Annotated in this window: 18 protein-coding genes and 2 pseudogenes; 7 read left to right on the forward strand and 13 right to left on the reverse strand. The window is 39.7% G+C overall.

What is annotated here, in order from left to right; translation table 11 throughout:
- Positions 1–472 precede the first annotated feature (472 nt).
- Positions 473–679: a hypothetical protein gene (locus tag VOI46_RS10520; RefSeq protein ID WP_004589247.1), complete on the reverse strand. Its 207-nt coding sequence runs from the start codon at positions 677–679 to the stop codon at positions 473–475.
- Between the two features lie 808 nt (positions 680–1,487).
- Between VOI46_RS10520 and VOI46_RS10525 the strand changes: the two genes are divergently transcribed.
- Positions 1,488–2,366 (forward strand): hypothetical protein, encoded by an 879-nt coding sequence (locus tag VOI46_RS10525; protein ID WP_004589246.1) that lies wholly within the window; start codon positions 1,488–1,490, stop codon positions 2,364–2,366.
- Between the two features lie 16 nt (positions 2,367–2,382).
- Here VOI46_RS10525 and VOI46_RS10530 read toward each other — a convergent pair whose 3' ends face one another.
- From VOI46_RS10530 to VOI46_RS10540, 3 genes are all read right to left on the reverse strand, one after another.
- Positions 2,383–3,351 carry a replication initiation protein gene (locus tag VOI46_RS10530; protein WP_282338425.1) on the reverse strand — a complete coding sequence of 323 codons (969 nt, stop codon included), beginning with the start codon at positions 3,349–3,351 and terminating at the stop codon, positions 2,383–2,385.
- Between the two features lie 704 nt (positions 3,352–4,055).
- Positions 4,056–4,340, reverse strand: coding sequence for a hypothetical protein (locus tag VOI46_RS10535; protein ID WP_004589244.1), 285 nt, complete (start codon positions 4,338–4,340; stop codon positions 4,056–4,058).
- Positions 4,341–4,469: 129 nt separating this feature from the next.
- Positions 4,470–4,862 carry a hypothetical protein gene (locus tag VOI46_RS10540; protein WP_004589243.1) on the reverse strand — a complete coding sequence of 131 codons (393 nt, stop codon included), beginning with the start codon at positions 4,860–4,862 and terminating at the stop codon, positions 4,470–4,472.
- A 578-nt stretch (positions 4,863–5,440) separates the two neighbouring features.
- On the opposite strand from VOI46_RS10540, the gene VOI46_RS10545 reads away from it, so the two are divergent.
- Positions 5,441–5,644 (forward strand): hypothetical protein, encoded by a 204-nt coding sequence (locus VOI46_RS10545; RefSeq protein ID WP_004589242.1) that lies wholly within the window; start codon positions 5,441–5,443, stop codon positions 5,642–5,644.
- 77 nt (positions 5,645–5,721) lie between these two features.
- On the opposite strand, the gene VOI46_RS10550 is transcribed toward VOI46_RS10545, so the two are convergent.
- Positions 5,722–7,371, reverse strand: coding sequence for a recombinase family protein (locus VOI46_RS10550; RefSeq protein ID WP_004589241.1), 1,650 nt, complete (start codon positions 7,369–7,371; stop codon positions 5,722–5,724).
- Between the two features lie 71 nt (positions 7,372–7,442).
- Here VOI46_RS10550 and VOI46_RS10555 point away from each other — a divergent pair.
- Positions 7,443–7,682 (forward strand): annotated as a pseudogene (locus VOI46_RS10555) (endonuclease III); the annotation flags it as partial.
- A 49-nt stretch (positions 7,683–7,731) separates the two neighbouring features.
- On the opposite strand, the gene VOI46_RS10560 reads toward VOI46_RS10555, so the two are convergent.
- Positions 7,732–8,391, reverse strand: coding sequence for a hypothetical protein (locus VOI46_RS10560; RefSeq protein WP_004589240.1), 660 nt, complete (start codon positions 8,389–8,391; stop codon positions 7,732–7,734).
- Position 8,392: 1 nt separating this feature from the next.
- Positions 8,393–8,899: a sigma-70 family RNA polymerase sigma factor gene (locus VOI46_RS10565; RefSeq protein WP_004589239.1), complete on the reverse strand. Its 507-nt coding sequence runs from the start codon at positions 8,897–8,899 to the stop codon at positions 8,393–8,395.
- Between the two features lie 380 nt (positions 8,900–9,279).
- Between VOI46_RS10565 and VOI46_RS10570 the strand changes: the two genes are divergently transcribed.
- Both VOI46_RS10570 and VOI46_RS10575 read left to right on the forward strand, forming a co-directional pair.
- Positions 9,280–10,020 (forward strand): antibiotic biosynthesis monooxygenase, encoded by a 741-nt coding sequence (locus VOI46_RS10570; protein WP_004589238.1) that lies wholly within the window; start codon positions 9,280–9,282, stop codon positions 10,018–10,020.
- Between the two features lie 83 nt (positions 10,021–10,103).
- On the forward strand, positions 10,104–11,210 hold the full coding sequence (locus VOI46_RS10575; protein ID WP_004589237.1) for an SMP-30/gluconolactonase/LRE family protein: 1,107 nt from the start codon (positions 10,104–10,106) through the stop codon (positions 11,208–11,210).
- Positions 11,211–11,234: 24 nt separating this feature from the next.
- Here the strand turns inward: VOI46_RS10575 and VOI46_RS10580 are convergent, their stop codons facing one another.
- From VOI46_RS10580 to VOI46_RS10590, 3 genes are all read right to left on the reverse strand, one after another.
- Complete coding sequence (locus VOI46_RS10580; protein ID WP_282338417.1) at positions 11,235–12,155, reverse strand: LysR family transcriptional regulator; 921 nt, start codon at positions 12,153–12,155, stop codon at positions 11,235–11,237.
- Positions 12,156–12,265: 110 nt separating this feature from the next.
- The gene (locus VOI46_RS10585) at positions 12,266–12,523 is read right to left on the reverse strand and encodes a hypothetical protein (protein WP_004589235.1); all 258 of its coding nucleotides are present in this window, start codon (positions 12,521–12,523) and stop codon (positions 12,266–12,268) included.
- 2 nt (positions 12,524–12,525) lie between these two features.
- Positions 12,526–13,491 carry an AraC family transcriptional regulator gene (locus VOI46_RS10590; protein WP_004589234.1) on the reverse strand — a complete coding sequence of 322 codons (966 nt, stop codon included), beginning with the start codon at positions 13,489–13,491 and terminating at the stop codon, positions 12,526–12,528.
- A 209-nt stretch (positions 13,492–13,700) separates the two neighbouring features.
- Here VOI46_RS10590 and VOI46_RS10595 point away from each other — a divergent pair, with 209 nt between their 5' ends.
- Both VOI46_RS10595 and VOI46_RS10600 read left to right on the forward strand, forming a co-directional pair.
- Positions 13,701–14,651 carry an SDR family oxidoreductase gene (locus VOI46_RS10595; protein ID WP_004589233.1) on the forward strand — a complete coding sequence of 317 codons (951 nt, stop codon included), beginning with the start codon at positions 13,701–13,703 and terminating at the stop codon, positions 14,649–14,651.
- 35 nt (positions 14,652–14,686) lie between these two features.
- Positions 14,687–15,319: an alpha/beta fold hydrolase gene (locus VOI46_RS10600; RefSeq protein ID WP_004589232.1), complete on the forward strand. Its 633-nt coding sequence runs from the start codon at positions 14,687–14,689 to the stop codon at positions 15,317–15,319.
- Between the two features lie 537 nt (positions 15,320–15,856).
- On the opposite strand, the gene VOI46_RS10605 is transcribed toward VOI46_RS10600, so the two are convergent.
- From VOI46_RS10605 to VOI46_RS10615, 3 genes and pseudogenes are all read right to left on the reverse strand, one after another.
- On the reverse strand, positions 15,857–18,814 hold the full coding sequence (locus VOI46_RS10605) for a TonB-dependent receptor (RefSeq protein WP_004589508.1): 2,958 nt from the start codon (positions 18,812–18,814) through the stop codon (positions 15,857–15,859).
- A gap of 601 nt (positions 18,815–19,415) precedes the next feature.
- A pseudogene (locus VOI46_RS10610) lies at positions 19,416–22,452 on the reverse strand (TonB-dependent receptor).
- Between the two features lie 90 nt (positions 22,453–22,542).
- The gene (locus tag VOI46_RS10615; RefSeq protein WP_039972535.1) at positions 22,543–25,278 is read right to left on the reverse strand and encodes a poly(beta-D-mannuronate) lyase; all 2,736 of its coding nucleotides are present in this window, start codon (positions 25,276–25,278) and stop codon (positions 22,543–22,545) included.
- Positions 25,279–25,311 lie beyond the last annotated feature (33 nt).

Below are 25,311 nucleotides of genomic sequence, written 5' to 3' on the forward strand. Positions count from 1 at the left end.
TCAAATTGTAGTTATTCTCAAGCTGTGGCTCAAAATCATCTGAAATGATGGTACCCACAAGCCCACACTTGATATCTAATATTTCATAATTTATACGTTGATGTTTGTCGAATCAAAATATTTTAACTAGCTTAAAGGCAGACTGGTCAAAAACTTAAATACTTATAAAACTAAAAAAGCGCCTGATTAACTCGGAGCGCTTTGTGTTTAGGACAAATAAACAGGTTTTATACAAATTTAAATAACAAATATTTGAGCGCTATCTTCATACTACGCTTATTGCTTTGGCAATATTGCTCATAGTTAATTATGCCAATAGCCATTTTGCTACAGAATAAAGTGAGCGAAATAAACCACGCAAAATTTTGAGTTGATTGATATTGAAAAAATAGTATAGCTGAGCCAATGAATGCAATAGTCGAATAGACGACTTCTATTCGATATTGATTAATAGTTTTCAATATTTTGTGCATTAAAAACCATCATCAAACGAGTCAAATGCATCAAAACAGTCATCATTGTTTGAATCGGCTATCGAATCTTCAATCTCATAAACAGTCATTACCCTGTCTGGCTGGCCCACCACATTGCCACCAACATCTACGATATTAGTACTGGCATTTGTGATAGGTAATCCTGTTGAGGGGTTAATTGCGATATCAATAGCGTCGTTTTTCATTTTTTAAACCTTATTAATCATTAATTACAACTTCACAATTTAATGATTTCGTGATAAAAAAACTCGTTTGACTGCGCAGCTCAGCAACAAACAGTTTGGATTAAGTAATTAGCCCTTCCCTTACTTCACCTAATTTTATTAAGTAAAAACCCCTTATTATTTTCTAAAAAACTTTATTAATTAGTTTAATTTGAAGGCGGTTTTTGTCTGCAAGACAGGTTTTTTAAAACGCATTTTTCGGCACGAAAAACTGCAAAATAGCGCCTCAGAATGAGGCCAACAAGCGCGTAATGTGGTGTAGGCGAAGCCGTAGACACATGGAGAAAGCGCGAATGTACAGCTGGTCTGTACTGACCGCGATAGTGTTTCGCATCAGCGAAATTCGATTAAAATTTGGCACAAATTGATATCGAACCATCTATTTTCGTAGAAAATAAAAGCGAAGAAAAATGCGGATAATGGGGCACCCATCGCATTGTCTGAAGCGGCAGTATGGCGGTCAGTACGGAGCGTAGCTCGTACATTCGCGCGGGGTCTACAACGCTAGCGCGATAGCGCGTCGAGTCAGCTCGTTGCGGAGCAACACCAGAGCTGGCGGGCGTTTTAGACCCTATGGTTGAACAACGAAGTTGAGAAACCATCCGCTGACAGCGGTTTTTGTTGCGATAATTATCGCGACAATGATTCCGTGCATGCTGTCAGAGCATCTCGGAATGAAAAACGGAAATACATTTATAAAATGATGATAATTTTTGTGTTGCGGTGCTAGTTAATTTTAACAATTAACTCACCAAAAGGCTTTTGTGAATTGACTCAGCAACCATCAAAAGATTTAGAAACGAACAACTTACTTCTCACTCACTACCCTCGCTATTTTGATATTGATATGCGGTATTATCCAGGCGCAAACAATCATCAAAAAGGGGTTAACCGAACTAGGTTGACCGTATTAATCGCGATTCGATTTTCCATTATTACCCCAGGCATTGTTCGTTGGTTATATGGCATCAATCATCGGTTGGCATTAGAGCATTTAAACCGGCAAGAAAAAGATGGGCTATTGCGTGTGGTAAAAACACACCGCAGTCCAGATGGTCGTGTCTACGTGCCTACCTATACTGCAGCCAAATTTGCCGAGGAGTTAATGGGCATTGACGTGCATTTTAGGAGCAACAAAAATCCTTCTTTGCAGTTCAATCAAAATAATATAATGCATAATCTAATTAACGCATTTGTCATGCTGCGCGGTATACATAATTACCACAGTGATGAAACGTACGCACCAATGTGGAATGGGTTTATTACCGAGCCTGAATTTAAACGTATTAATAACCTATCTGATACACGAACCGTGGATGGTGCTGTGCGACTCTTAGATGGCTCTATTGCAGCAGTTGAAATTGAGCACTCATTTAAAAATAAAACGGCACGGCAGGCTATTTTACTAAAATATTTGGCCTCGTTAAAAAATAAGGATTACAGTAAGATTTTTTTATTCTCTCAGTCGGTCAAAATTTTTGATGATATAAAACGATTACATGAGCAGCTACTTACGGAGCTACCTGAACGTTACGACAAAAAAACACGAGCACCACTTCTCAGTGAAAGTGATGCTGAGCTGCTGCGTGCCTCAATAATATACCGAACTAAATTGTGTGAAGAAATTAATGAAATGTTTTACTCGTAATGCAGTAGTATAAACATTAAGGCGTTATGGTTTTTTTGCTCAATTGTTTAGAGTAAAAAACCTTAGTTTCATCGTCACTAAGGATTTTTGCATACGTTATACAGCGCCTTATATCGACTTTTGCCAACCTAAAATCAGGGTTTTGATTCTGTTTTAACAACTCATAGGTTCTTAATAGCTTGAGGTTTTCACGAGCCCAGACACCTTCTTTAGCTGACCCTTTTTTGACTTTAGGGCGGCGAAATAGATTCGGCCGTGCTATATGTTCACTTTTACTAGGGCATTGGGTGAAGTACGCAAACTCAATCGCAGTAATACAATTGCCCATTTTTTTTGGCCTAAACGTTACGCATATATCTGTATGAGCATTGATTTTTTCAATAGCGGGTATGAGTACGCGAGCCTTAAAATCCCGCCATGCTCCATATGATTCGGATAAAAATAATTTTTGTTTCATCTCTGGTAATTGAAAATTCACAACTACCGCGCCCCGTCGTTTGTAATTGTGGTAATTTCGCACCCGATTAAGGAGTGCGTATAATCGAAATGATGCCAGACTGTTTAATTTTACTGTGTTATGAAAAAATAACTCTGTGAAATCACCCTCAATATTAAAAATATAGGGCTCGATGTCTTTTGAGAACTCCAATGTGATAAACGAGCCCTGATTTTTCACCTTTTCATATCTAGCATTGCTCACCCAGGGGATTGAAAGCGACGTCCCACTATCGTCTAAAATAGTGACAGATTTATCTCTTAGTGACTCTGCGGCAGAACTCAGCTGCTCATAAACGCTGTGCTTACTCAGACCGAAACACTTGGCATATTCCGTTGGATAAATCACAATTTTTCCTGGGTTAGGCTTTTTTGAATTTACTTTAGACAGCGCTAGATTTATTAATCGCTGCTCATTAATATCGAGCGAATAACCCGCATGTAGTAATTTATTAGCGAAAACAATTTTTGGAGAATTTTTACTGCTCATCTCTCTACCTCATTTCTAATTGATGGTGTTATGCTAACCGCGACCCAACCAATAAAAGAAATTTCGGTAAGTTTTTTGGTAAATAAAATTTTTATTTATTCACGGTAAAGGTGTCCCCCTAAACCGTATAAATTGCCTACTCATTTCGTATAAAGTGCCACAATAAACATATAAATTGCCCACCAAACACTTAAATATTTCATTTCATTCACAAGCTTATGACCCTCTAAAAGTATTAAAATAGAAAAAGATAAAATAAAGACTCATTTGGCACTTTTATAGATTTATTAATTCATTTCTGGCGGTTAAAATATAAATTAATTATTTTTTTAATTTTTTACCACGCCACTATGATTTGTAATGAGGCTACTGAGTGAACTAACTGCCTTACTGAAATACGCAAAAGGGAGGTAGACGTATCTACCTCCCTTTTGCATTTGACCTATGCGCCCTGCCAAACATGATTACAATGACTGCGCTTTTGAGCCACCGTAACGAAATCCTGTATTTGCGCAGGACCTCCTCCCAGGTTTGATACTCAGTAACTGAGTAAAATGCCCTATTAAACGCTATTGCAGTTAGGGCAACGAATCAGCAAATAATGATTCACGGCATATTTTGGGAGACATGATCAGGCTGTTACTTTTTAATTTGAAAATAACCATTATGACCTAGTTCAACTGCTAATTATTTCCAATTTCACACTAAGCAAAAACATCATCTTCAAAGTCGCACGGCAGCTCCACACGCTCTATTGGGTCGCTAATTAGAGCATGCATAATCTCGTAGGTGAGTTTTCGCATAGCATACTGGTTGAGCGCTCTATTTGCTGTAATTTCAGGGCCAATAACCTCCCACAGCTCATCTAAATTCGCATTATCACTGCGTAATTCTAATAAGTTTATCTGGTGGTCATTAGCGGTGATTACTCGGCTAAATGAGTGTAATAAATTTAAAAAATCCAATGTTGATACGTATGTATGTTTCATTTTTTCACTATCCTTGTGTGTTTTGTTATCAAAATCGATAACGTATTAGTAAATAAAATCAGACATGGGTATTTAAAACGGTTTACGAAAAAAATTTTTAAAAAAGCGAACAAATGTTCGCTTAGGGGGTTATGCATTGTCGATAATATCGACCCAATCACTTTCTGTTGCTGCAAAAAATGCAGTTGGCGTTTGCATAAATATTTGCTGGAACTCTTCAGAGAACAGCTCACAAAACTGTGTTATTTGCTCTATGTAGATAAGTAAAAAAAGCGTCATGTCGTGCCCTTCTAAATACCTATTCTCAAAACTTGGATTTTTTTCCAACATACTATTTGAAATACTAATGCCAAGTATTTTTCCAACGCTATCTCTATGTAAATAGATGTAATTATTGAAATTTAACTCTAATGTTTGTTCATTAACTACATCTGCTAACAATAAAATTGTAGAGCAGTCATCCCACGGAGATCTACTGGCTCGAACGTATTGGCGAATAAATTGAGATTTAATATTTTTCATGATTTGTCCTCGTTAATTGTCCTGAAATTAACTAGGGCCATGCGATGGGTAAAAATAGAAAATCACGTTTATGTAGGCTAAATTTGCAAAAAGAATAAAAATCATTAAGGTTAAAAAAGTTCCTAACTTTGAGGTAGAACAATATGACTGATTATATTTGGCTATTACCTGCGACCATACTAACAATAGTTTTAGTCAAGCTTATTAAAAAGTCCAGAAAGTAAACCTACACTTTAAGTGCATAAATAATTCAGTGTGAAAAATAACTTAAGCCTACCTATTGATAATAAAAATATTGAACAATTAATGAACCAACCCTAACGATCGCTTAAAAAAAACACAAATAAAATTACTTTATCCTCCATTTATCTAAAAAAAATTAAATAAAATTTTGTATATTTTTCTGAATTTTAATCAAGATGAAACGTAAATCTCCATTTGGCGGAGGTATTCAGAAGTTCATCAAAAAAATCACTAAACTTTTGAAATTTATTGAAATTAGTTATCATAGTACTATTAGTTTGATTAATTAAAACTTCAAGCTAACCAATTCTTTTTTTAATAAATTAAAGGTTTCTATGCAAATTATTTTTTCTAATAATGATGGACTTCAAATGCAAAAAGGATTTGCGCTAGCGATAATTACCAATCAAGGTAAGATTATTCAGTCAGGAATGGTTGTTGAGTCAATGGTCTTTGAAGCCATGTTGGCCCACACTATTGAAACCTTTTGTTCTAAGTTTACAAGTATTGACCCTAATTATTTTAAAGAACCTCAATAGCTAAGCCCTTTAGCTAAGTAATATTAAGTATGGCCTGTTGCAAGGTTAAACTTGCAACTGACCTCTTCGTAATTACGTCAAAAGTCATAACCACTAACTAGCTCACCAGTATGTTTATGCAGACGTAACAAACGCCTCTTATCATTATGAAATTCAAGTAAAAGCTCAAAGTAATCAGCATTTGAGGTACCTAACAGACGCTCAAATACATTATTGAGGCCACCTTTATCGCCGCTAAATGTATTTAATTGTAAACTGATGCTTTTAAAAGTGTCTTTAACTAGTTGACGAATAGCTAGACGTTCGTCGTTGGAAAGTTTTATAAGGTTTTTAGTAATTGATAACCACCGATCAGTTACTTCATCACGAAATGAGTTATCAATTCTAGCTAACTTATTTTTACTAATACTAATCTGCGACTCAACATCACGTGCCTCAGACTCAAGTTTGGATATTTTGTTAGCAATGGCCTGTGGCGGAGTTCCATTTAAAGTCAGAAGAGCCTCAGTAAATAAATCTATATCACCATTAATTTTAACTAAACGCGCCCTAAGATTAGCCTCTTGGCTGTTAATGGCCTCCCTATCTCCACCTTTTAACAAAATACGCTGTAGGTTAACCTTATCTTGGCAAAAAGTGACAACTGCTTTTTCTATCACATCAATTTGGACGGTTGAATTCATTTCACAGTTATTTTTTCGCCGTGCTTCAACACAGCCATATCGTTTATGGCTGCTTTTTACTTCATTCAAACATTTGTTTCGATAAACAACATGTGAACCTACAGACTTTCCGCAATTGCCGCATTTAAATACACCTACCCCAGATAAAATACCAACAAACTTCTGTGATTGTTTAGTAGCGCCACGCTTAGATGAATCAGCGACTAAAAAGTTAAATTCAGATTCACTCATCAGCGGAGGATAATAACCTTTAAGGCCATACTCTGCATTCCCTACTTTTACATTGAGCTCACCAATAAGTGAACGACGCTTAACCTCTTTATATACATTGGCACCAGTATGATGAATAGTGCCTGCACCAAACTCACTATTAATTAACATTGCTATTTTTATGCCGCCATATCCTTTTTTAAAAAGCTCTATTTTGCGGAGCATAATTTTTTTATGATGTGGCTCAAATTCAAATATTTTTTTATCATCATTCCACACAGTCCAACTAGGCGGCTTACCACAATTTACTCTGAATCCACGCTTGCCCGCACTCCAATCATCACACTGCTGTTTCAATACATCTCGTACACGTTGAGATTTGGTTTCACTCTCTTCATTTGCTCGCATGAAGATCATCAACATGGCAAGTAACTCAAACGGGTTTTCATCAATAAGTTGGCTGTTATATTCTTTGTTGTCTATTGCGGTTATTACTGTAATACCAGCATTGATTATCTGAGTTACAATACTTGCGCATTCTGAGACCTTCCTTCTTGACATTCTATCTAGACTTTCAATAAGCAAAACTGAGCCTGAAGGGATATTACCGTCCTCTATCGCTTTTAAAAATACTCCAAATGCACCTTTTTTAATATTATTTCCATGATATGCACTAAGGCCTAGATCTCTCATTGTAAGAGACTCATCCAATAATAATCCTCTTTCCTTAGCTACTTTATTTGCATAATCTAATTGCCTTTTAAGGGAATGTCCCTTGGCTTGCTCTTGAGTAGAAAATCTCACATAGCTGAACAACAAAGGTTTTTCTGACATAGGGCTTTTCAAATCGTTAGTTATCTATTATGAAAGGACTGTATCACAATCTAGTTTAATTATACATTGTCTGGCCAACCATTGCCGTAGACACGCATATTTTTCGTGTTTCAAACCGCACCAAATTTGCGATGGGCAAAGATGTAGTCGCCGTTGAGCAAAAGCTTGAAAAGGTCGTCCCTAAAGAATTTAAAGTAGACGTACACCACTGGTTAATACTACACGGGCGCTATACCTGCGTTGCACGCAAGCCTAAATGCGGCAGCTGTATTATTGAAGACTTGTGTGAGTTTAAAGAAAAAACAGAATAACCTCGAATAACTCTATTTTGGGTATTTTGAAAGTTAGACAGCTAATTAATTAGCTGTCTGTCGAGTCTATATTATTTATAAATTGCGCCATATTTACTAAACGCTCACCGACAATAAATGCAATGGTGCGTTTAACCCAAGGCGCTTTAATATTTGTGTAGTTTAGTTTAGCTAATACGTAGCTTGTAATTATTAAAAGTAGAAGCGATGACACGCTGTAAAACCAAACCATGTGTTGATCTAGGTGTGCATACAAGTCAATTTCAAATAGCACATCAAAGCCAATAAAAACATAAGCCATATAAAAAGGTGCAGACATAAATAACAACTTAGTTAGTTGTAATTTATGTGAGCAAAGGCGGTAAACGTCTTTTTGAAGTTGGCTAATTGGCTTTGCATAATCAATGTTAGCAATATGCACTATTTGGCCAATATTACCTGCAAGGCCAGCAATGGAAAATACACTCAGTATCAACGCAGATATTGAAGGCGCTGAAACACTAAAGTTATTTGCAATATACTGCCCTAATAAAAAAATAATAAAAAAGAAGGCTGCGCTTTCAATAATACGTGCCCACTTCATAGCATTAAGCTCTTTCATTTGTTTATTCACTTTTGTTTCGCTCAGCAGTGATTGGTTTATTGTAATTGCCGATTCGTTAACACTATTTTGCTGCTGCCATGTGTTTTTAATGTTATCTAAATTCATTTTAAGCCCCCTGTTTTTCAAATTGATTTTTTAGTGTTTCTTTAATGCGGCCAATTCGCGTAGCGACGTTGGTTTTACTTATGCCTAAACTCGTCGCTATGCTTTGATGGGGTTCGCCTTCTAAATACAGCAATACTATGGCTTTATTTAACTTATCGAGCTTTGCTATAAATTCATAAAGCTGCTTAACCTCTTCGCTTTTATCATTGTGCGCTGATAGGTCGGCTATGTGCACAATGCACTGCTCACTTTCATTGGCTTTATCTTCTCGTTTACTGTCTTTGCGGTAATATGAAATCGCCACATTCAGTGCTATTCGGTACATCCACGTAGAAAATTTATAGTCTTTGTCGTAATTATCATAAGCAAGCCACATGGTGGTGAGTATTTCTTGCGCTAGGTCTTGCCTGTCGTGCTGGTTTTGACAGTACGAGTTAACAATTTTATAAATAATGCCTTTATGCTGCTCCATTGTTTGAGCAAACAGTGCTTTTTTATTGGTGTTCATTTACGCATAAATCCATCATCTAAATTAATCTCATCACGTAGTTGGCTCATCGCAGTTTTATTGTGTTTAAGTGCTAATGCATCTGTTTTTAAAGTAATAAAGTGCGGCGCTTTGGCCTATTCAACGAAACCTGTACACGGTTAAATATAAACATTTTAGCTTTACCATAATACTCACATAACCTTCTTATTTAGTTATTCGCAGTCTCGCTGCAATAATCACAATTATTATTAAAATAAATTATCAACAAAAACTACGAAGTGATTCTTAATTACCTTCATTATCAATACCAATTAACTTTGTTATCTTCTCTTTCGTCAACTCAAGACAATGTAGATTAATTCGGAAGAAATGTATCTTTCTATACTGTGGAGAATATTATGTTTAAGAATTTTGGTTGGATCGTTGAAGCAAAAATTAAAAAAGGCGAATTAGAAAACTTTAAAGCGGTGATGAATTCGCAAGTTAACCGCGCATTGACTGAAGAAGGTACGCTTAATTACCAATACTATTTGTCTGATGATGGCGATGTTTTAGTTTACGAGCGATTTGCTGATGCACACGCTTCACACGAACACATTGAAAACTGGGATGCACATGCTGAGCGCTGGATAGCCGCTGCTGAGCCAACTCGTATGCTTCATCTTGGCGATTTACCTGATGATGTACGAGAGCGTCACGCTGCGCTATCACCAACATGGCTAAAACCATTAGGTGGCTTTGCTCGAGAAGTAGATGAAACAAGCATGATTAACACTGACAATGGCACAACCTTCGAAAATTTTGGTTGGATTGTTGAAGCTAAACTAAACGAAGGCCAACTTGAAGCATTCAAGGCGGTAATGAATTCGCAAGTAGAAAGAGCTAAAACAGAGCCTGGCACTTTAAACTATCAATACTACCTATCTGATGAAGGTGACGTATTGGTTTATGAGCGCTTTCGTGATTTAGAGTCATCCTTCACTCATATTGAAAATTGGAACGACCATGCCGAGCAGTGGATTAAAGCAGCAACCCCTACACGTATGGTCCATTTAGGTGACTTACCTAAAGAGTTACGAGATATGCATGCTGCACTTTCGCCACTATTACTAAAACCATTGGGTGGTTTTGCTAAATAACTAGTAGTTCCAAATGCCGGTTTTTATATCGATTATGATTACCGGCCATGTTTTACACATCCATTGCCATTTAAAGGGATACTATGAAAAGTTTAACTAAATACACAAAAATAGTAAGTTTACTGCTAATTTCAGGTGTACTTTTTGCTTGTACGCAAACACCACCAGCACAACAAACTTATTCACTACAAAATTTACCTGCGCAGTTTAATTCTCCTGCCAGCTTTGCACTTGATGCTAATAACAATATTTTATTTACTTCACCAAATTTACATAATCAAACACTTATCGAAAAAGGGGTCATACAAAATGCCCAAGCGCCAACGATTGGCCTAATTGATGAAAACGATCGCGTATCAGTATGGTATACATTTAAGCCCCGCGATCTTGAACCAACCAGCGGAGTAGTTACGCCTATGGGTATTGCTATGGGGCCAGATGGCAACATTTACGTAGCCGATATGCAATTATGGTTTGGTGGCGAATCGCGTTTATTACGCGTTAATGTACAAAACGGCAAAGCCACCACAGTTGATGTTGTTGCTAAAGGGTTTTCTTTTCCTAATGCCATAGCGTGGCACGGTAACGACTTATTCATCTCAGATACAGTGCTTGCAACTGAAAAAGGCAGCTCAACCACCAGCGGTGTGTACAAAGTAAGTTTAGAGGAGTTAGACCCAAAAAATCCATTACAGATCGCGGCGTATAAAGGAAAAGATAATTTTGACGCACATTTATTTGAAGTCTTTTACTCAGATGGAAGCCTAGGTTTTGGTGCCAATGGTTTAGCTGTTGATGGGCTTGGTAACTTATATACCGGTATTATGGAAGAAGGGACGGTGTATAAAACCACCATTAGTAACAATGGCACTAAACAATCAACCACGCTATTTAGTGAAGGCTTGATTGCAAGTGACGGTATTCAGTGGAGTGAGGACTCTCAGGCTTTATATATTACTGACCTATTTGACAATGCTGCTTATAGTATTGATGTAAATGGTAAAACAACTTTACTGACAAAAAATAAAGACAGCGACGGTACAAATAATGAGTTAGACGGACCTGGAGAAGCGATTGTTAGAGGCAACACCGTGTATATTACAAATTTTGATGCAGTGTTTGATGCACCAAACATGGCCAACACGCAAGCTGACGCACCGTTTACTATATCAACAGTGTCTTTAAAATAATGATGCACTCAAAACGGTCAGCGCTCACTGACCGTTTTGACTCTCCAATACTTTATCCCAATAAGGCGGGCTGCCATAGCTGGCTGAAAAAAAGTCGATAAATGCCCGCACCTTTGGGGCCACTAATTTTGAAGACGGGTAAACCGCCCATATAGAAGCATGAGATTCTAACGGGTAATCCCTTAGAATTTGTACTAATTGACCTGCTTTTAATTGCTCATAGGCAATCCAAGTAGAGCACATGATTACCCCCATGCCATTAACACCCGCATTGCGCACCGCCTCTCCATTATCTGAGGCAAAGCTCCCTTTGGTTTTAACCGTCTTTGACCCACTAGGCGTTTTAAAATGCCAATGCTCATTGCCTATTAAATTAATACAGTTATGTTGTAAAAGCGCTTCGGGATTGGTAGGTATACCATGCTTGTTAAGGTAATCTGGTGATGCACATATAATTCTGTTGTCAGTTGCGAGCTTCCTTGCGACTAATGTAGAGTCTTTAAGCTCTGCGTTACGAATAGCAATGTCAAACCCACCTTCAACCATATCTACTATTGTATCGCTAAGGCGAAGCTCTACGGTTAAATCAGGGTAAAGATCCATAAACTTATTTAGCGCAGGAATGAGATGAATATGACCAAAAGAAACAGGGGCTGTTATTCTCAATTTGCCTGCTATTTTTGCCCTTTCGCTCTTTACAGACGTTAGCGCGATATCAGCAGTAACAAGCACATCCTTCGCGTGGGGCAGAAACTCTTTTCCTTCATCAGTAAGCGATACTTTTCGTGTAGTTCTGTGTATTAGCCGAACTCCAATACTCTCTTCTAATTTATTAAGGTGAGCACTTGCTACAGCCGATGACAAGCCAAGTTCAGCTCCAGCTTTTGATATATTATTAGTTGCAGCTACTCTGACAAATAAGTTTAGGTAATCGAGGTTCATCATTATTTAGTTCATAGGTAAAAGTAAACGACAGATTAGTTTCACTTTACCGCTCCTTTAAGAAACACAGAAACTAAAATTACTTTTAGTTTCTAAAATTAACAATCTTGATACTAGTTGCGTACTTTTAAATACCACCAAATTAAAGGCGCGAGTATTACTAATTCAATACCCACATTTAGCCACTGTTTTGCTACCGAGCCATCTAACATAATGCCAATAAGCCTTGCAATTAAAAGCCCTACGAGTAACGATGACAGTGTTGCCGCTATAGTAGCTTGCCAAGGTACAAGCTGATGATGAAATTGCAGCAATAAGCCAAAAAGAATTAATACCGCACCAACAACCCTAAAAATGACTATATTATCCATGATCAATCCCTCAGGCTGGTTGATTGATCAACTGTTTGAGCAATCGATTGCTCAACAAGCTCCTGAGGTAACTCCTTTGCTTGGCTCCACTGCTTTGGCGATTGCCCATACATACGTTTAAATTCTCGGCTAAATTGTGATGAGCTAACATAGCCTACCGACATGGCCGCCGAACTTACGTTCATACCCGCTGCAATTTTCATCGCAGCGGTATTTAAGCGCATAGATTTAACAAATTGAATCGGCGACATACTGGTCGCATCCTTAAATTTTCGATGCAAAACTGCCCTACTTACACCAATTTTTGCTGCCATATCGTCTATGGTTATGGTTTCATCTAATCGAGATGCCAAATAATCAATTGAGCGTGCTATGTCGTTTCCTACGCCAAAGGCTTGGTGCACACTACTACCAGCCTGTCCGTTTAATATGGCGTAATATAATTCTCGCAGTCGCCCTTCGCCTAAAACTGCAATATCTACAGGGTTGCCTACAAGTTGCAGCAATCGTAGTAATGAATCGGTAAATGAGTCATCCCATGCTGCGAGTGTAAGCCCTTGCGTTTTGGGGCCTGATGCGTGTTTTTTTACACCTTGTGCAGCCATGGTAATAGATAATTCGGTCATCACTTTTGTATCTAGCGATACAATAACGCCTAGCAAGGGGTTCTCAGGTGAAGCCGTGGGTGTACCCGCTTCTACCGGCATAGACATAGGGCAGCACATATAATTATTTTCATCGTATATAAAATGCTTACCATCGAGTATGGCTTCTTTAGCGCCACTGACTATAGCAACAATACACGGCTCGTATACCGCAGGTGCACAGCGCATAGCATGCGTTACTTTAAACAACTGAACACCTTTAATACCCGTTTCTATTAGCCCTAGGGTATAATTTTCATCGTTGTTTACATCGTTAAAAGACAGGCTATTTTGTATAAGTTGCTTAATGTGGTGTTTGCTCATTCACCCATACCTTTTAAATATAGAATAAATCCAATCTAGCACCGTAAATACACATTCTCAATGCAGCGATACAAATAGGCATATTTTAAAGAGGATATCGCCTAGTTACACCTGGTAGCGAGAGTTATATTACCTAACAAGCAATGTGGAACAATGCGCATAGCCCTGTACTGCATATTTATACTTAACTATTGATAGGAATTTAACTAATGAGCGCAACTAACCCATTTGGCCCTTCTGGCTGGACTCCCGACCAACTCTGTTCTTTAGTTGGTAAATGCTATCTAATAACGGGAGCAAATACAGGCGCAGGCTTTGAAGCAACCCGACTATTACTCGCTAAAGGCGCAAAAGTAGTTATGCTCAATCGTAACCCTTTAAAATCAGATGAAGCTATTGCTAAGTTAAAACAGGAGTTTGGCAATAATACCGATGTGAGCTTTATAAAAATGGACCTAGCAGAGCTTGCCTCTGTGCGCCATGCAGCCAATGAGGTATTACAAACTGTGCCACACATAGATGCACTTATTTGTAACGGTGCTATTGCGCAGGTCGCGACTCAGCAATTTACTAAAGACGGCTTTGAAAGTCAGTTAGGGGTTAACCACTATGGGCACTTTTTACTGTGTGGTTTACTTTTTAACAAAATAGAGCAATCTAGCGGGCGTATTGTTGTAGTGGCCAGTGAAGGCTACAAAATGGGGCTTAAAACGATTCAATTTGATGACATGAATTGGAATAAAAACTACCACCCAAATAAAACCTACTGCCACAGTAAGCTTGCACAAATGATGTTTGCTTATGAGCTGCAAAATAAAATAGCCGCCGCCAATAAAAATGTGCAGGTGTTTGTGTGTCACCCAGGTGCAGCTAATACCTCTCTTATTGGCGATAATGTTAACTTTGCAACCCGATTTACCTGGTCATTAATAGTAAAAATGGGCTTAGCACAATCGGCAGAGCAAGGTGCATACCCTGAGGTTATGTGTGCCACCGAGCATAACCTAAAACAACGTGCGTATTATGGCCCATCAGGAAGATGGAATTGGAGCGGCCCCGTAGGAATATGCAAACTTGAGCCGTTTGCTTTAGAGCAACGTTTACTTAGCAAATTATGGGCGGTTACTGAGCAGCACACTGCTTTTAAATGGACAATATAATTGCTAATAGCGAACGTGTGTAGGGTGTAAAAGTAATGAAAAAACCATTAGTAATCGGCCTAATATTTTTACTTTTCCTAACCGGTTGTAAAAGTACCAATAACCTCCCTGTGCAGTATAAACCTAATGATGAGCTGGTAGTACTTGCCCATGGGTTAGGCAGAAGCGATTGGGCAATGCGATATTTTGCCCAGCAGCTTAAACGTGCACATTATAAGGTATGCAGCCTAAATTACGCCTCTTTAGGGCAAAGTGTTGAGGCTGTGTTTACGCAAACAACCACACAAATTAATGCCTGTATTGCTAACGCGAGTAAAGTACATTTTGTAGGGCACTCCCTAGGTGGCTTAGTTATTAGAGCCTACTTGCAAAATAACCCTCGGGTATTTAATGGTAATACACTTGGAAATGTCGTGTTAATTGGCACGCCTAACAAAGGCAGCGAATTAGCTAATCATTTAAATGGTTCATGGTTAATGCATATAGCCGGCGGTGTAAGCCAATCTTTAATTACAGGCAGTAAGAGTTTGGGCAACACCATAAATGAGCTGGACATTGATTTAGGCGTAATAGCCGGTGCTAAAGCATCCACCCTGACACAGCATTATTTTAAAGGTAAAAACGATGGCTTGGTGTCTGTAGAATCAACCAAACTGAGGGCGTGTTGATTTTTGCGGATTGAAATTTGTTCAATCTAGGGGCGATTAAATCGCGGCGCGAGGTTTGTAACCTAGTGGGCTAAGTAAAAACCAAGTAAAGCTTCCGCGTCCTGCTCACGCCCCTTACCTACATCCATGTAGGCAACAAAGAGTTTATCGCCCCTAGGCAGAACCCAAAGGGCAGCGCATGTTTGGCATTTATGCAGCGTTATCGCCTATTTATGGGGAATAACCACACTTCACAGGCTCTGCCTTGCCTAAAAACCAAACACACTGCTGCAAATTCAACCATCAAATACCAACACGCCCTACTAATATGCGTGATTTTATTACCCTTGATGTAAGCCACACGGGAATGCGCTACAACCAACAAGTAATACAACACACACTTTATTTTTGCAAACAGGTGCATTTTTCCCCCCAACACAAAGAACCACGGCCCATTATTAACCACCTAACTGCGGCTAATTTTAGGTAAAAAAAAAGCAAGCCATGTGGCTTGCTTTTTAGTGCCCGTTCAAAGGCTACACACTCTCAACATACTTTTTAAAAACGGTAACTTGCACCCAGTGTAATACGACGGTCAGTTAAACCTTGGAAACACAATAGTGCGCTTTCGTTTACACATGATTGGCTAATTTCAGATTCAGTAATATTTACTGCCTCTAAGCCAATATTAAGTTGCTCGTTCACATCGTAACTAATACTTGCATTAAGCTGGCCACGGTCTTCTTGTACCACTGGGAAACCCCAAGGGAAGCTAGACGTACTACCAAAGTCATTTGAACGATACCCTTCACGCCACGTGTAACGCATACGTGCTGATAGGCCAAATTTTTCGTAGTACAGCGTAAAGTTATACGCGTTTTCAGAAAGGTTAAGTAAGCCTTGAATTTCACTTACTTCAATACCTGGCGTACCGGTGGTTGCTGCAAATACATTACTTGCTCTTGAGGTTGCTGAGTTTTCGGTTTCACCACCTGAGAACTCTTGAATTGTATAGTTAGCTAATACACCAAAGCCAGATGCCCACCCTAGGTCTTTTTCAAAGCCTGATAGGTCATATTGAAAGGCAAACTCAATCCCTTTTTGGGTAGTTTCACCACTATCGTTTACTTTTGTTTCTGTGCCAACACATACGCCACGGCCATTCTCAGGGCCAAATACATTTATATCTGCAATGGGGTTAAATATACCGCCACCTTCACATGGGTCTGTTAAGTCGCGATACCCTGTTACAGGGTCTTCAACTGGCGAGGTTAACTGATTTACGTGTAAGTCTTTACGTGTTTTATGAAAAATACCTACGCTAAATACACTTGCCTCTGCAAAATACCACTCTGCCGATAAATCGTAAGACAGTACTTCTTCAGGTTTCAGTGCTGGGTTACCAAATTCAACTTCGTCATTTGGACTTGTGCTGTAGGTAATAGACGTTGATAAGTCGTTATAATCAGGACGACGAATATCTTTACCTACACCAAAGCGCACAAGTACATCTTCCGATACATCAGCCACAAGGTTTAAACGAGGTAAAATAAAGTCATAGTCTGATTCATTGGTAATACGCGTTACCAGTTCATTACCACTACCATCTTGAGTAACCGAGTTACCGGTAGACTCTACGTCTGTTTGAATGTAACGTACGCCAATATTACCGCGTACCATTTCGTACTCAAAGTTAGCTTGTGCATATAGCGCATGGGTGATTTCTTCTATATCAAAAAAACCTGCAGAACTTGAAGTAGGTGCATTTAATGTTTTGCTTGAACCATGCGCAGTCATCGCTGCTTGTAATGTGGCAAGTACCGCATCAGGGTCTGACGCCACAAGCTCTGGATCAATTAATAAAAAGTCGCCTATGTATAACGAGCGGCCATCAGCTTCGTTAAAGTTATCTGGGCCTGCCACTAATAAGTCGGCAAATAAATCACCTGTTGGGCTATCAGCCATGGTTCTTAAACCAATGCTTGAGGTAATTTCGTTTTGTTTGCTTTGTGATTTACTGTAGCGGTAACCAAAATCAATAGAGGTTACAATTGAGTCTGTGTAATAGGTTGAATCAATACGGAACGCATCTTCAGAGTTTTCAACCGTATCTTGACCAATATTTACATCACGTAGCACTACATTTGCAGGGTCTAGTAGTTGTTCAACCGTTGGCGCGTACTCTGCACCCTCTGCAATACCAAATGCCAATGCGCCACCTGATAAGTCATACTCAAACGGCACACTATTATCATTACCGCCACCAGCATCTAACGGCACATTAGGGTTAATAAAGTTAAGCGTTGTATTAAAGCTAGGCGTAGTTGTATCTGAAGATGATGATGCAATTTCAGCACTAACAAACCACTTATCGCCTTGCCATTCGCCACCGAGTCTAAAAATATTACTGTCGGTAACACGCGAGTTTGTATCACTTGAAAAACGAAGGTTAGGATCGTCATCATCGTTTTCTAAATTAACCGGAATGACACCGCGTAAGGCCGCTTGAATAGACCCAAGGTTGGTACCGCCAAGTGAGCCTAAGTTTATGGTTTCAAATTCATCAGGAACCGAAATATCATTAAGCGCACTTACACCAGAAGCCTGTACACGAGAGCTTTCTTGGCGACGTTCTTGATCGTTAACCACAGCATCAAAATAAAACTTTGTGTTGTCGTTTGGCGCCCATTCAATGGTACCTACAAAGTTTTTAGTTTCGTATTCGTAGTTATCGTAATCTTGTACAGAAAATTGAATCGGTAAAAAGTCAAAAGACTGAGCGCTGGCTACACCGCTATCTGCAGTGATAATGTTATCTCTATCTGCACGTGGGCGAAACGCCGTTACATCTTGCTCTGCGTAGCTGCCGCTCACTAACACACCAAATTTACCGTAATCACCTTCCCAGTTATCAGCAAAAGTTCCCGAAAAACGTGGTTGCAAACCGCTATCAGTGCTTAAGCTACTGTGCTCACCTTGCACTCTAATAGTGGCTAGCTGCTCACCTAAATGCAGTGGGCGAATCGTTTTAAGGTTAATAGTACCGCCTACAGAGCCCTCTATTGTTTTCGCTTCAGGCGACTTTATTACCTCTAAACTTGAAATAATTGACGCTGATACATCTTCAAAGCTAATACCACTTCGACCAGAGCCTGAGCCCACCGTTGATACACCATTAATTTCGGTACGGTTAGCATCGGTACCACGAATTTGTACACCTGTGCCTACACCCGCTTGACGTGTAATTTGAATACCCGTTACGTTTTCTAATACTTCAGCGAGGTTTTGATCGGGTAATTTACCAATATCTTCTGACTGAATAATTTCAACTAGGCTATCTGCAGAGCGTTTTTCAGCAAGTGCATTAGTAAGTGATTGACGAATGCCAGATACTTCGATGATCTCTACATCATCTTCTGCAATTGGCTTGGCTTCCTGTGCGTGTGTGGACATAGAAAGGTTTAATGCTGTGGCAGATATAACTGCTAGCGTAATTTTTGATAACTTGTGATTCATAGTTTTTCCTGTGTGTGTCAGTGCTATGTGTAACTCGCTATATATTTTTTATTAAACGCCTTACCATTTGTCTAAATGGTTAACTTAATATTTACAGCAAAAGCACCAAAGGTCAACCTATTGGTAAACCATTTTTTGTAAAAAAAGCAAAAACAGTCATTACCAATAAAAGCCAATTCGGCATGACAAAAATACTTTTATTACTGACCATAATATAACCACTTGTATTCAATGTGCTTTTAAATCTCAATCAAGGTTAAATAACACACAAAAATAGATTAAAACCTCCTCAATCTCCTCGATATATTTTTTTTATATATACCGCGTTATTTTTATATTTAGCCGCTTTTACCGAATTAATTGGTCAACCAAGATAAAGATAGTAGACTTTTGGCTAACTAATTCGCTGCCAATAACGCAGCGTTACTAACACTGAGTTTAGTAATGCTGCGCTTTAGGTAAAAAGGTTTAGCCAAGATTTAGTTAAGAGAGTACGCCGCGATTCAAAAAGCTTAGGTTTAATAGCCCACACACATACAAAAAAACCCAATTAGCGGCATACGCTAATTGGGCTTTAAAGTGGGGATCACTGGTTATTGTGTTATAGCTTAAAGCTCATTCCTAAGAATAAACGTGGGCCGTAATCGTTTACTTCACCTAGGTTATCTTCCACAAAGAAGTCTTGTGACTTAGGTGCGCTAAACAAGTTAATGGCTTCAGCTTTAACTCTAAAGTGCTCGTTAATTTTATACGATGCACGCATTTCCCATACACCTACGGCATCAACATAACGTAAGCGGGTACCATTACTGGTATATGGTTGGAAGTATTCACTACGGTATTTATAAATAATGGCCGTATCAAAGTCACCAATTTGGTAATACAGTTGGCTGCTAAATACATGCTCTGAGAACCCCGGCACCGAACCAGGTTCAATAATACCGGCAGTTAATTGAGTAGTATTGCCATCTAGGTCGGTAACGTATGTATCGCCATATAAGCTATCTTCAAACTCAAAGTCAGTATCTGCAAAGTTATAGCCAAATTTTACACCAATACCATTATCCCAACGGTACGAGAACGATGCTTCTAAACCCAGTATATCGCTATCATTATCGGTTGTTACCGAATTTGTCACTGGTAATGATACCGTTTCACCGCCAACCACATAGTCTTCAATTACAGTTTGTTGCTGGAAGCCACCTTGGAACTGTTTGTAGTATAGGCTTAGTGCTAAAATAGAATCTTCATTAGGGTACCATTCAAAGGCTAAGTCGTAGTTCCATGACATTAATGGTTGAGTATCAGGGTTACCTGAACCATCTACGGTTAATAAGTCAGAAAGCGATAGCGCAACAGATTGATCGTCTGTTACAAAGTCGCGATCATAGCCTAAATCAGATGGGTCAGCACGTGACATACCACGGTAAATACCCGCACGTAGTAAAATGTCTTCACTGTAATCAACTACTAAGTTAAAGCTTGGTAAATATTTAGTATAACCACCGCCGCTTTCGGTTCTTTCTAGTGAATCCCCTACATCGAGGGTTACAGCGCCTGTAGTTTCATCTACATCTACAGTGTAATTTGTTCTAAAGCCTACCGAGGTTACATCAGTATCAACAATACGCAGGCCGAAGTTACCACGAATAAACTTACCAAATACTTCGGTGTCGTAGTTTGCCATTAAGTACACTGAGGTGGTTTTTTCAGTAACATCTATGGTACCGGCATTTTCGTACTCAACATCAGGGTAACCAAATTCACCTGTATAATCAGCGTCTGTAGCCGCTACAGCTTGAGAGAAACATACGTTATCGTAGGTCGCCCACGAAGAACCTGTCCCAGAGCTTATTACATTACCGCTACTATCTACATTTGTTACTAAGTTGCCATCCGATACGCTAGATAAAAAATCAGATTCTGGGAAGTCAATTTGACAGCCCTGAAGTATCTCCAATGCTGAGTCATCGCCTATAGTATACTCAGTACGAGACCCATTACCTTGGCTACCACCAAACTGTATAAAGCTTAGTTCTGAGGCTCTAATACCCCCCTTCAATACTGGTAAATATATCGCCCTCTAACGCGTAGTCAAAATCAATACGCGCCGATTTAACTACGTTTTCGCGAACGTTTTCACGGTCTAAACGTGTACGTAAGCTATCTGTAAAGTTAGAAATATCAGTTACATCAAAGTCCGTTAACGTGAAGTGAGGAATTTCATCGCCCATATCCCAGCTAAACAAATTACGGTCGGCGGTTCTACCACGGTTAGAAATTTGTAGCTCTTCACGCTCAGTTTTTGAATACGCTAAATCAAGATTTACAGTAAGGCGGTCGGTTACCGTGTGCTCAATATTAATACCATAACCTTGGTAGTTTTCTTCACGTGAGAATTGCTCGCCTGCCGATTCAATACGTTCTTCACCTTCCCAATGTAAAATTCCGCCTACATCGTTAGTAACAAGCGTTGGGCCTGTTAAACCAGGTGTTGCGCGTTTTTGTAAAAAAATTAAATCGTGGCGTGCTTCTCTTTGTGTTCTGTCAGAGATTTGTGCATCAAAATTAACATCCCACTCAGACGACGGCTGATATTGCATTGCAATAAATACTGCATCACGCTCATCTGAGGTTTCATTTTGACGATAGCTGCGGCTACTACCTGTCCATGCGTATGGAGTGCCATCGCTTTCGGCTTTGCCTGTTTCTGGGTCGATGTTTGTTTGATAACCTTGATTGTTACTGCCATTTACTTGGTCTTCACAATCACCTGCGCTGCTTCTGTAAAAGCCTTCATTCGTATTAGTTGGGTCATTTAAACATGCCCAAAGTGAAGAGCCCGATGGGCTTGAGCTTCTGTACTCTGCTTCTGGTTGGCTAATATCTTTGCGCTGCACACCAAAAGACACACCCACTGCTTGGCCATCGGCAAACTCAAATTGGTCAACATAACTAAACGTACCACGATAGCCTGTATCACTTTGCAGTGAGTTTTCTACATTACTTTCATCTGGATTGTAATTTAGTTTGACTTCGCCTTGTACGCGTTGCTTGCCGTAATCTAGCGGGGCAATCGTTTCAAGTGCAATCACACCGGCTACGCCACCTTCAATCATTGAAGCATCTTGGGTTTTGTAAATAGCGACCTTTTTTACAAGCTCTGATGGAAACTGCGAAAAGTTAACCGAGCGGTCACCACTACCATTGGTAGCTTCACGGCCATTAATATGGGTTGCGCTTAAAAATGGGCCTAAACCACGAATGGTGATTTCGGTAGCGCCCCCGTTTTCACGGTGAGATGCGGCACCGGTAATCGACTCAAGCGCTTCACCAATTGACAGCGCGGGTAAATCACCAATATCTTCTGCAGATAAACCATCGACAACCGTTGTTGCCTCACGCTTAATTGCAATTTGATCTTGTATGGTTCTACGAGTACCTGTAACGCTGATGATTTCTACATCTTGCTCTACTTCAGTCACTTTTTCTTGGGCTTCTTGCTGAGCAAAAGCATTAAATGACAATGAGCCTGCCATACCTGCAAGTAAACTAGCTCTAATTAACTTAGCAGCAGGTGAAAGTGCAAAATGATTACAAACAGAGCTGTTTGTAGAATGTTGACGTCTTCGATCCATTTTTAACGACATGCCGCGTTCTCCTTTATCATTGTGTGTGTTGTGCGTAGTTTGCTATTTTTATAAATATTAATAATGTACAGTGTGGGCTTATTCATCTTGTGCCACCCACGTAGAACCTGCACCTACATCAGTGCTTTGGATGTAGTATAAGTTTCTTGCACCTGCTAAGGCTTGTGCTCCATTTGAGTCAGTCTCAAGCAGCGTACTTGTAGCAGTGACAAACTCTGGGATTTCTTTACCATTTGCTTCTGGGTTTTGGTCAATAGCGCCATCGGTGTCGTATTCACCATTGCCATTTACGTTTCTAATATCAACCCAAAGGTCGCTCGCATCGCCCGACTCATAACTGTCACTAAAGCCAAAGCTGTTAGAGAACAGTGATTCAGTATGGTTAATTAGGTCACAGTCGTATTCAAAAGAGTGATCGCTCGACAGCTCGTTAGGGTAAAAGAAACCATAAACAAGCGCGCTGCTTTCAATGGTGTCTTCATCAGTTTGATCGCCCACCCCATTAGCATTTAAATTACCGTTGAAGTTAATTTCAAACGCATTTTTAGTTAAACCATACAGTACAGGTGCATTTTCTGCGGTAAGCTCATCACAATCTCCAACAGGTGCCTTTGAACCTATTTCTGTACTAAATACAAATGGTTGCTGTGAGTTAAGTACCGTATTGTTTGTCACATTAAGGGTAAAGTCGCCTGCGCCATCAAGCACAGCTTGGTTACCTCCATTTGGCACCCCGCCATCAGCTTGTGAAAATGGGTTAGCGGTAAATACAATACCACCGGCTTCTTTATTACCTGAGCGAATACCAGCGATGTAATTATTGCTTACAGTGTGACCTAAAGGCGTAATTAGCACGCCAGCAGGACGATCGCTTGAACTTGCAATATCAGTGGTACGAATAATAATGTTGTCTGATACCGTATTAAATCCACCATCTTCAAGCGAAATACCGCCATTAGGATTTAAAATGGTATTGCCTTTAATCGTCGCGCCAGAGGTTTGTACGCGCATTAAGCGTCGGCCTGTAACAAAGTTTTCTACTCGGTTATATTGAATAGTAAAGTTTGCATCATCAGCAGAGCCTGTACCTGTTGTACTCCCTGCGTTAATTAAGTGCAGGCTAGAGTTACCAAAATTTGGGTTGCTGCTGGTACCTGTGAAAAGGTTATATTGAATAACGTGGTTAGTGCTCGATGAAGACATTTTTATCACCGAACCATTTTCTGCTTTATCGCGGTTGGCAAAGGTATTACGCTCAACCATTGCGGCGTCGCCTTTAAGCATTAACCAATGGTAGGTAGAATTATTTAACGTCTCTGCTTCACCATCGATAGTATTTTGTGTAAAGGTGAAGTTGTCACCCTCAGAATAAATAACGGCATCTTCTTCGGTTTCACAAAAGCCACCCGATTTAGTATCAATATTTTTAAATGTGAGTCCTTCAATACCCGCGCCATCAACCCCACTGGCTACATGAATACAAAGCTCGCCACTAATTACCGGGCTTTGTCCTTCAACAGCTTTAAGTGTTGCTGCGCTAGTTAGCAAAATGGCATCAAGATCGGCATATACACCGGTATTTAAACCAAGCACATCGCCATCACCAAGCCCTGCATTAATAGCACCTAATAGCGCACCCGCATCGCTTATCACTTGCGTGTACACTACTGTATCGGCGGCACCGGTAATTGTGCTTGAAAAGCCATCGTTATCGGTATAACTCGCAGTGACCGATATAATCGCACCAGCTTGATTAGTTGGCGTAAATGTTTTGTTGTTGGTGTCGGCAATTGCTACGCCATCAGCAAGCCAAGTGTAGGTAACGTTTTGCTCATCTACGCCGTTGTTATCGCTAATTTCAGCGGTTAATTCGCTAGTCACTAAATAAGGCGTAGCCCCTGAGATGGTGATACTACCCGCTTCATCTACAGCCTCTGCAGAAACAGCAATGGTTGCCTCAGAAAGGTTGTCTTCAGTAAAACCGTGATCGTCCGTGTAGGTAACCTGCACGGTAATAAATTGCCCTAATAATGACTCATCTACAACGTAAGTGCTTTGCGTGGCACCACTAATTGCAACCTCATCTGCAAACCATTGGTAAGTAATTGTGCCGCTTGCGCCATCTTCATCTGTTATTTCGGCTGTAAGTGTATTACCCACCGTAGGTGTGCCAACAATAGCCACCGACCCTTCTGAATTTGCACGCTCTACTGGCGCTGTGGCAGTTGATGTAGCTGACTCTGCAAAGCCTCTGTTATCTTCAAATGCTGCATTTACGGTTATAACTTTACCTAGTTGCGATTCGGTAATAGTATAGGTTGCTAGGGTTTCATCGGCAATTTCAACATCATCTGCAAACCATGTATATGCTACAAGCGCCGGATCAAAACCATTTTCATCCGCTACATTAGCACTTAGTTCATTACCTATAATTGCATCACCGTTAATTTCTACCGTGGCCGCAAAAGGAATAGCTGACACTTCATCGGTGGGCTCACTTAAATGTGACTCATTAACACCGCTGTCATCTGTATAAAGTGCTTGTGCTGTAATTGCAAAACCAATTTGCTCATCTGTTAATGTAAAAGTTGCGTCATTAGCGCCACTTATAACTTGTCCGTCGGCGTACCAGTAGTAGCTTACTTCGCCAGAAATACCATCGGCATCATTCACGCTGGTCGACAATGTTTCGCCCGTTAACGCTGTGCCTGATAGAGCAATAGAGCCCAATGTGTTGTTATTATTATTTGAATCCGTGTCACAACCTATAATGGCAGCTGCAACAGCACATAATGCAAAATGTTTTAATTTCATCATGGCTCTATTCTCCTTAATTGTGTGGTTTAG

The organism is Pseudoalteromonas sp. CuT4-3, assembly GCF_035666335.1.
In the GTDB taxonomy this organism is placed as follows: domain Bacteria; phylum Pseudomonadota; class Gammaproteobacteria; order Enterobacterales; family Alteromonadaceae; genus Pseudoalteromonas; species Pseudoalteromonas atlantica.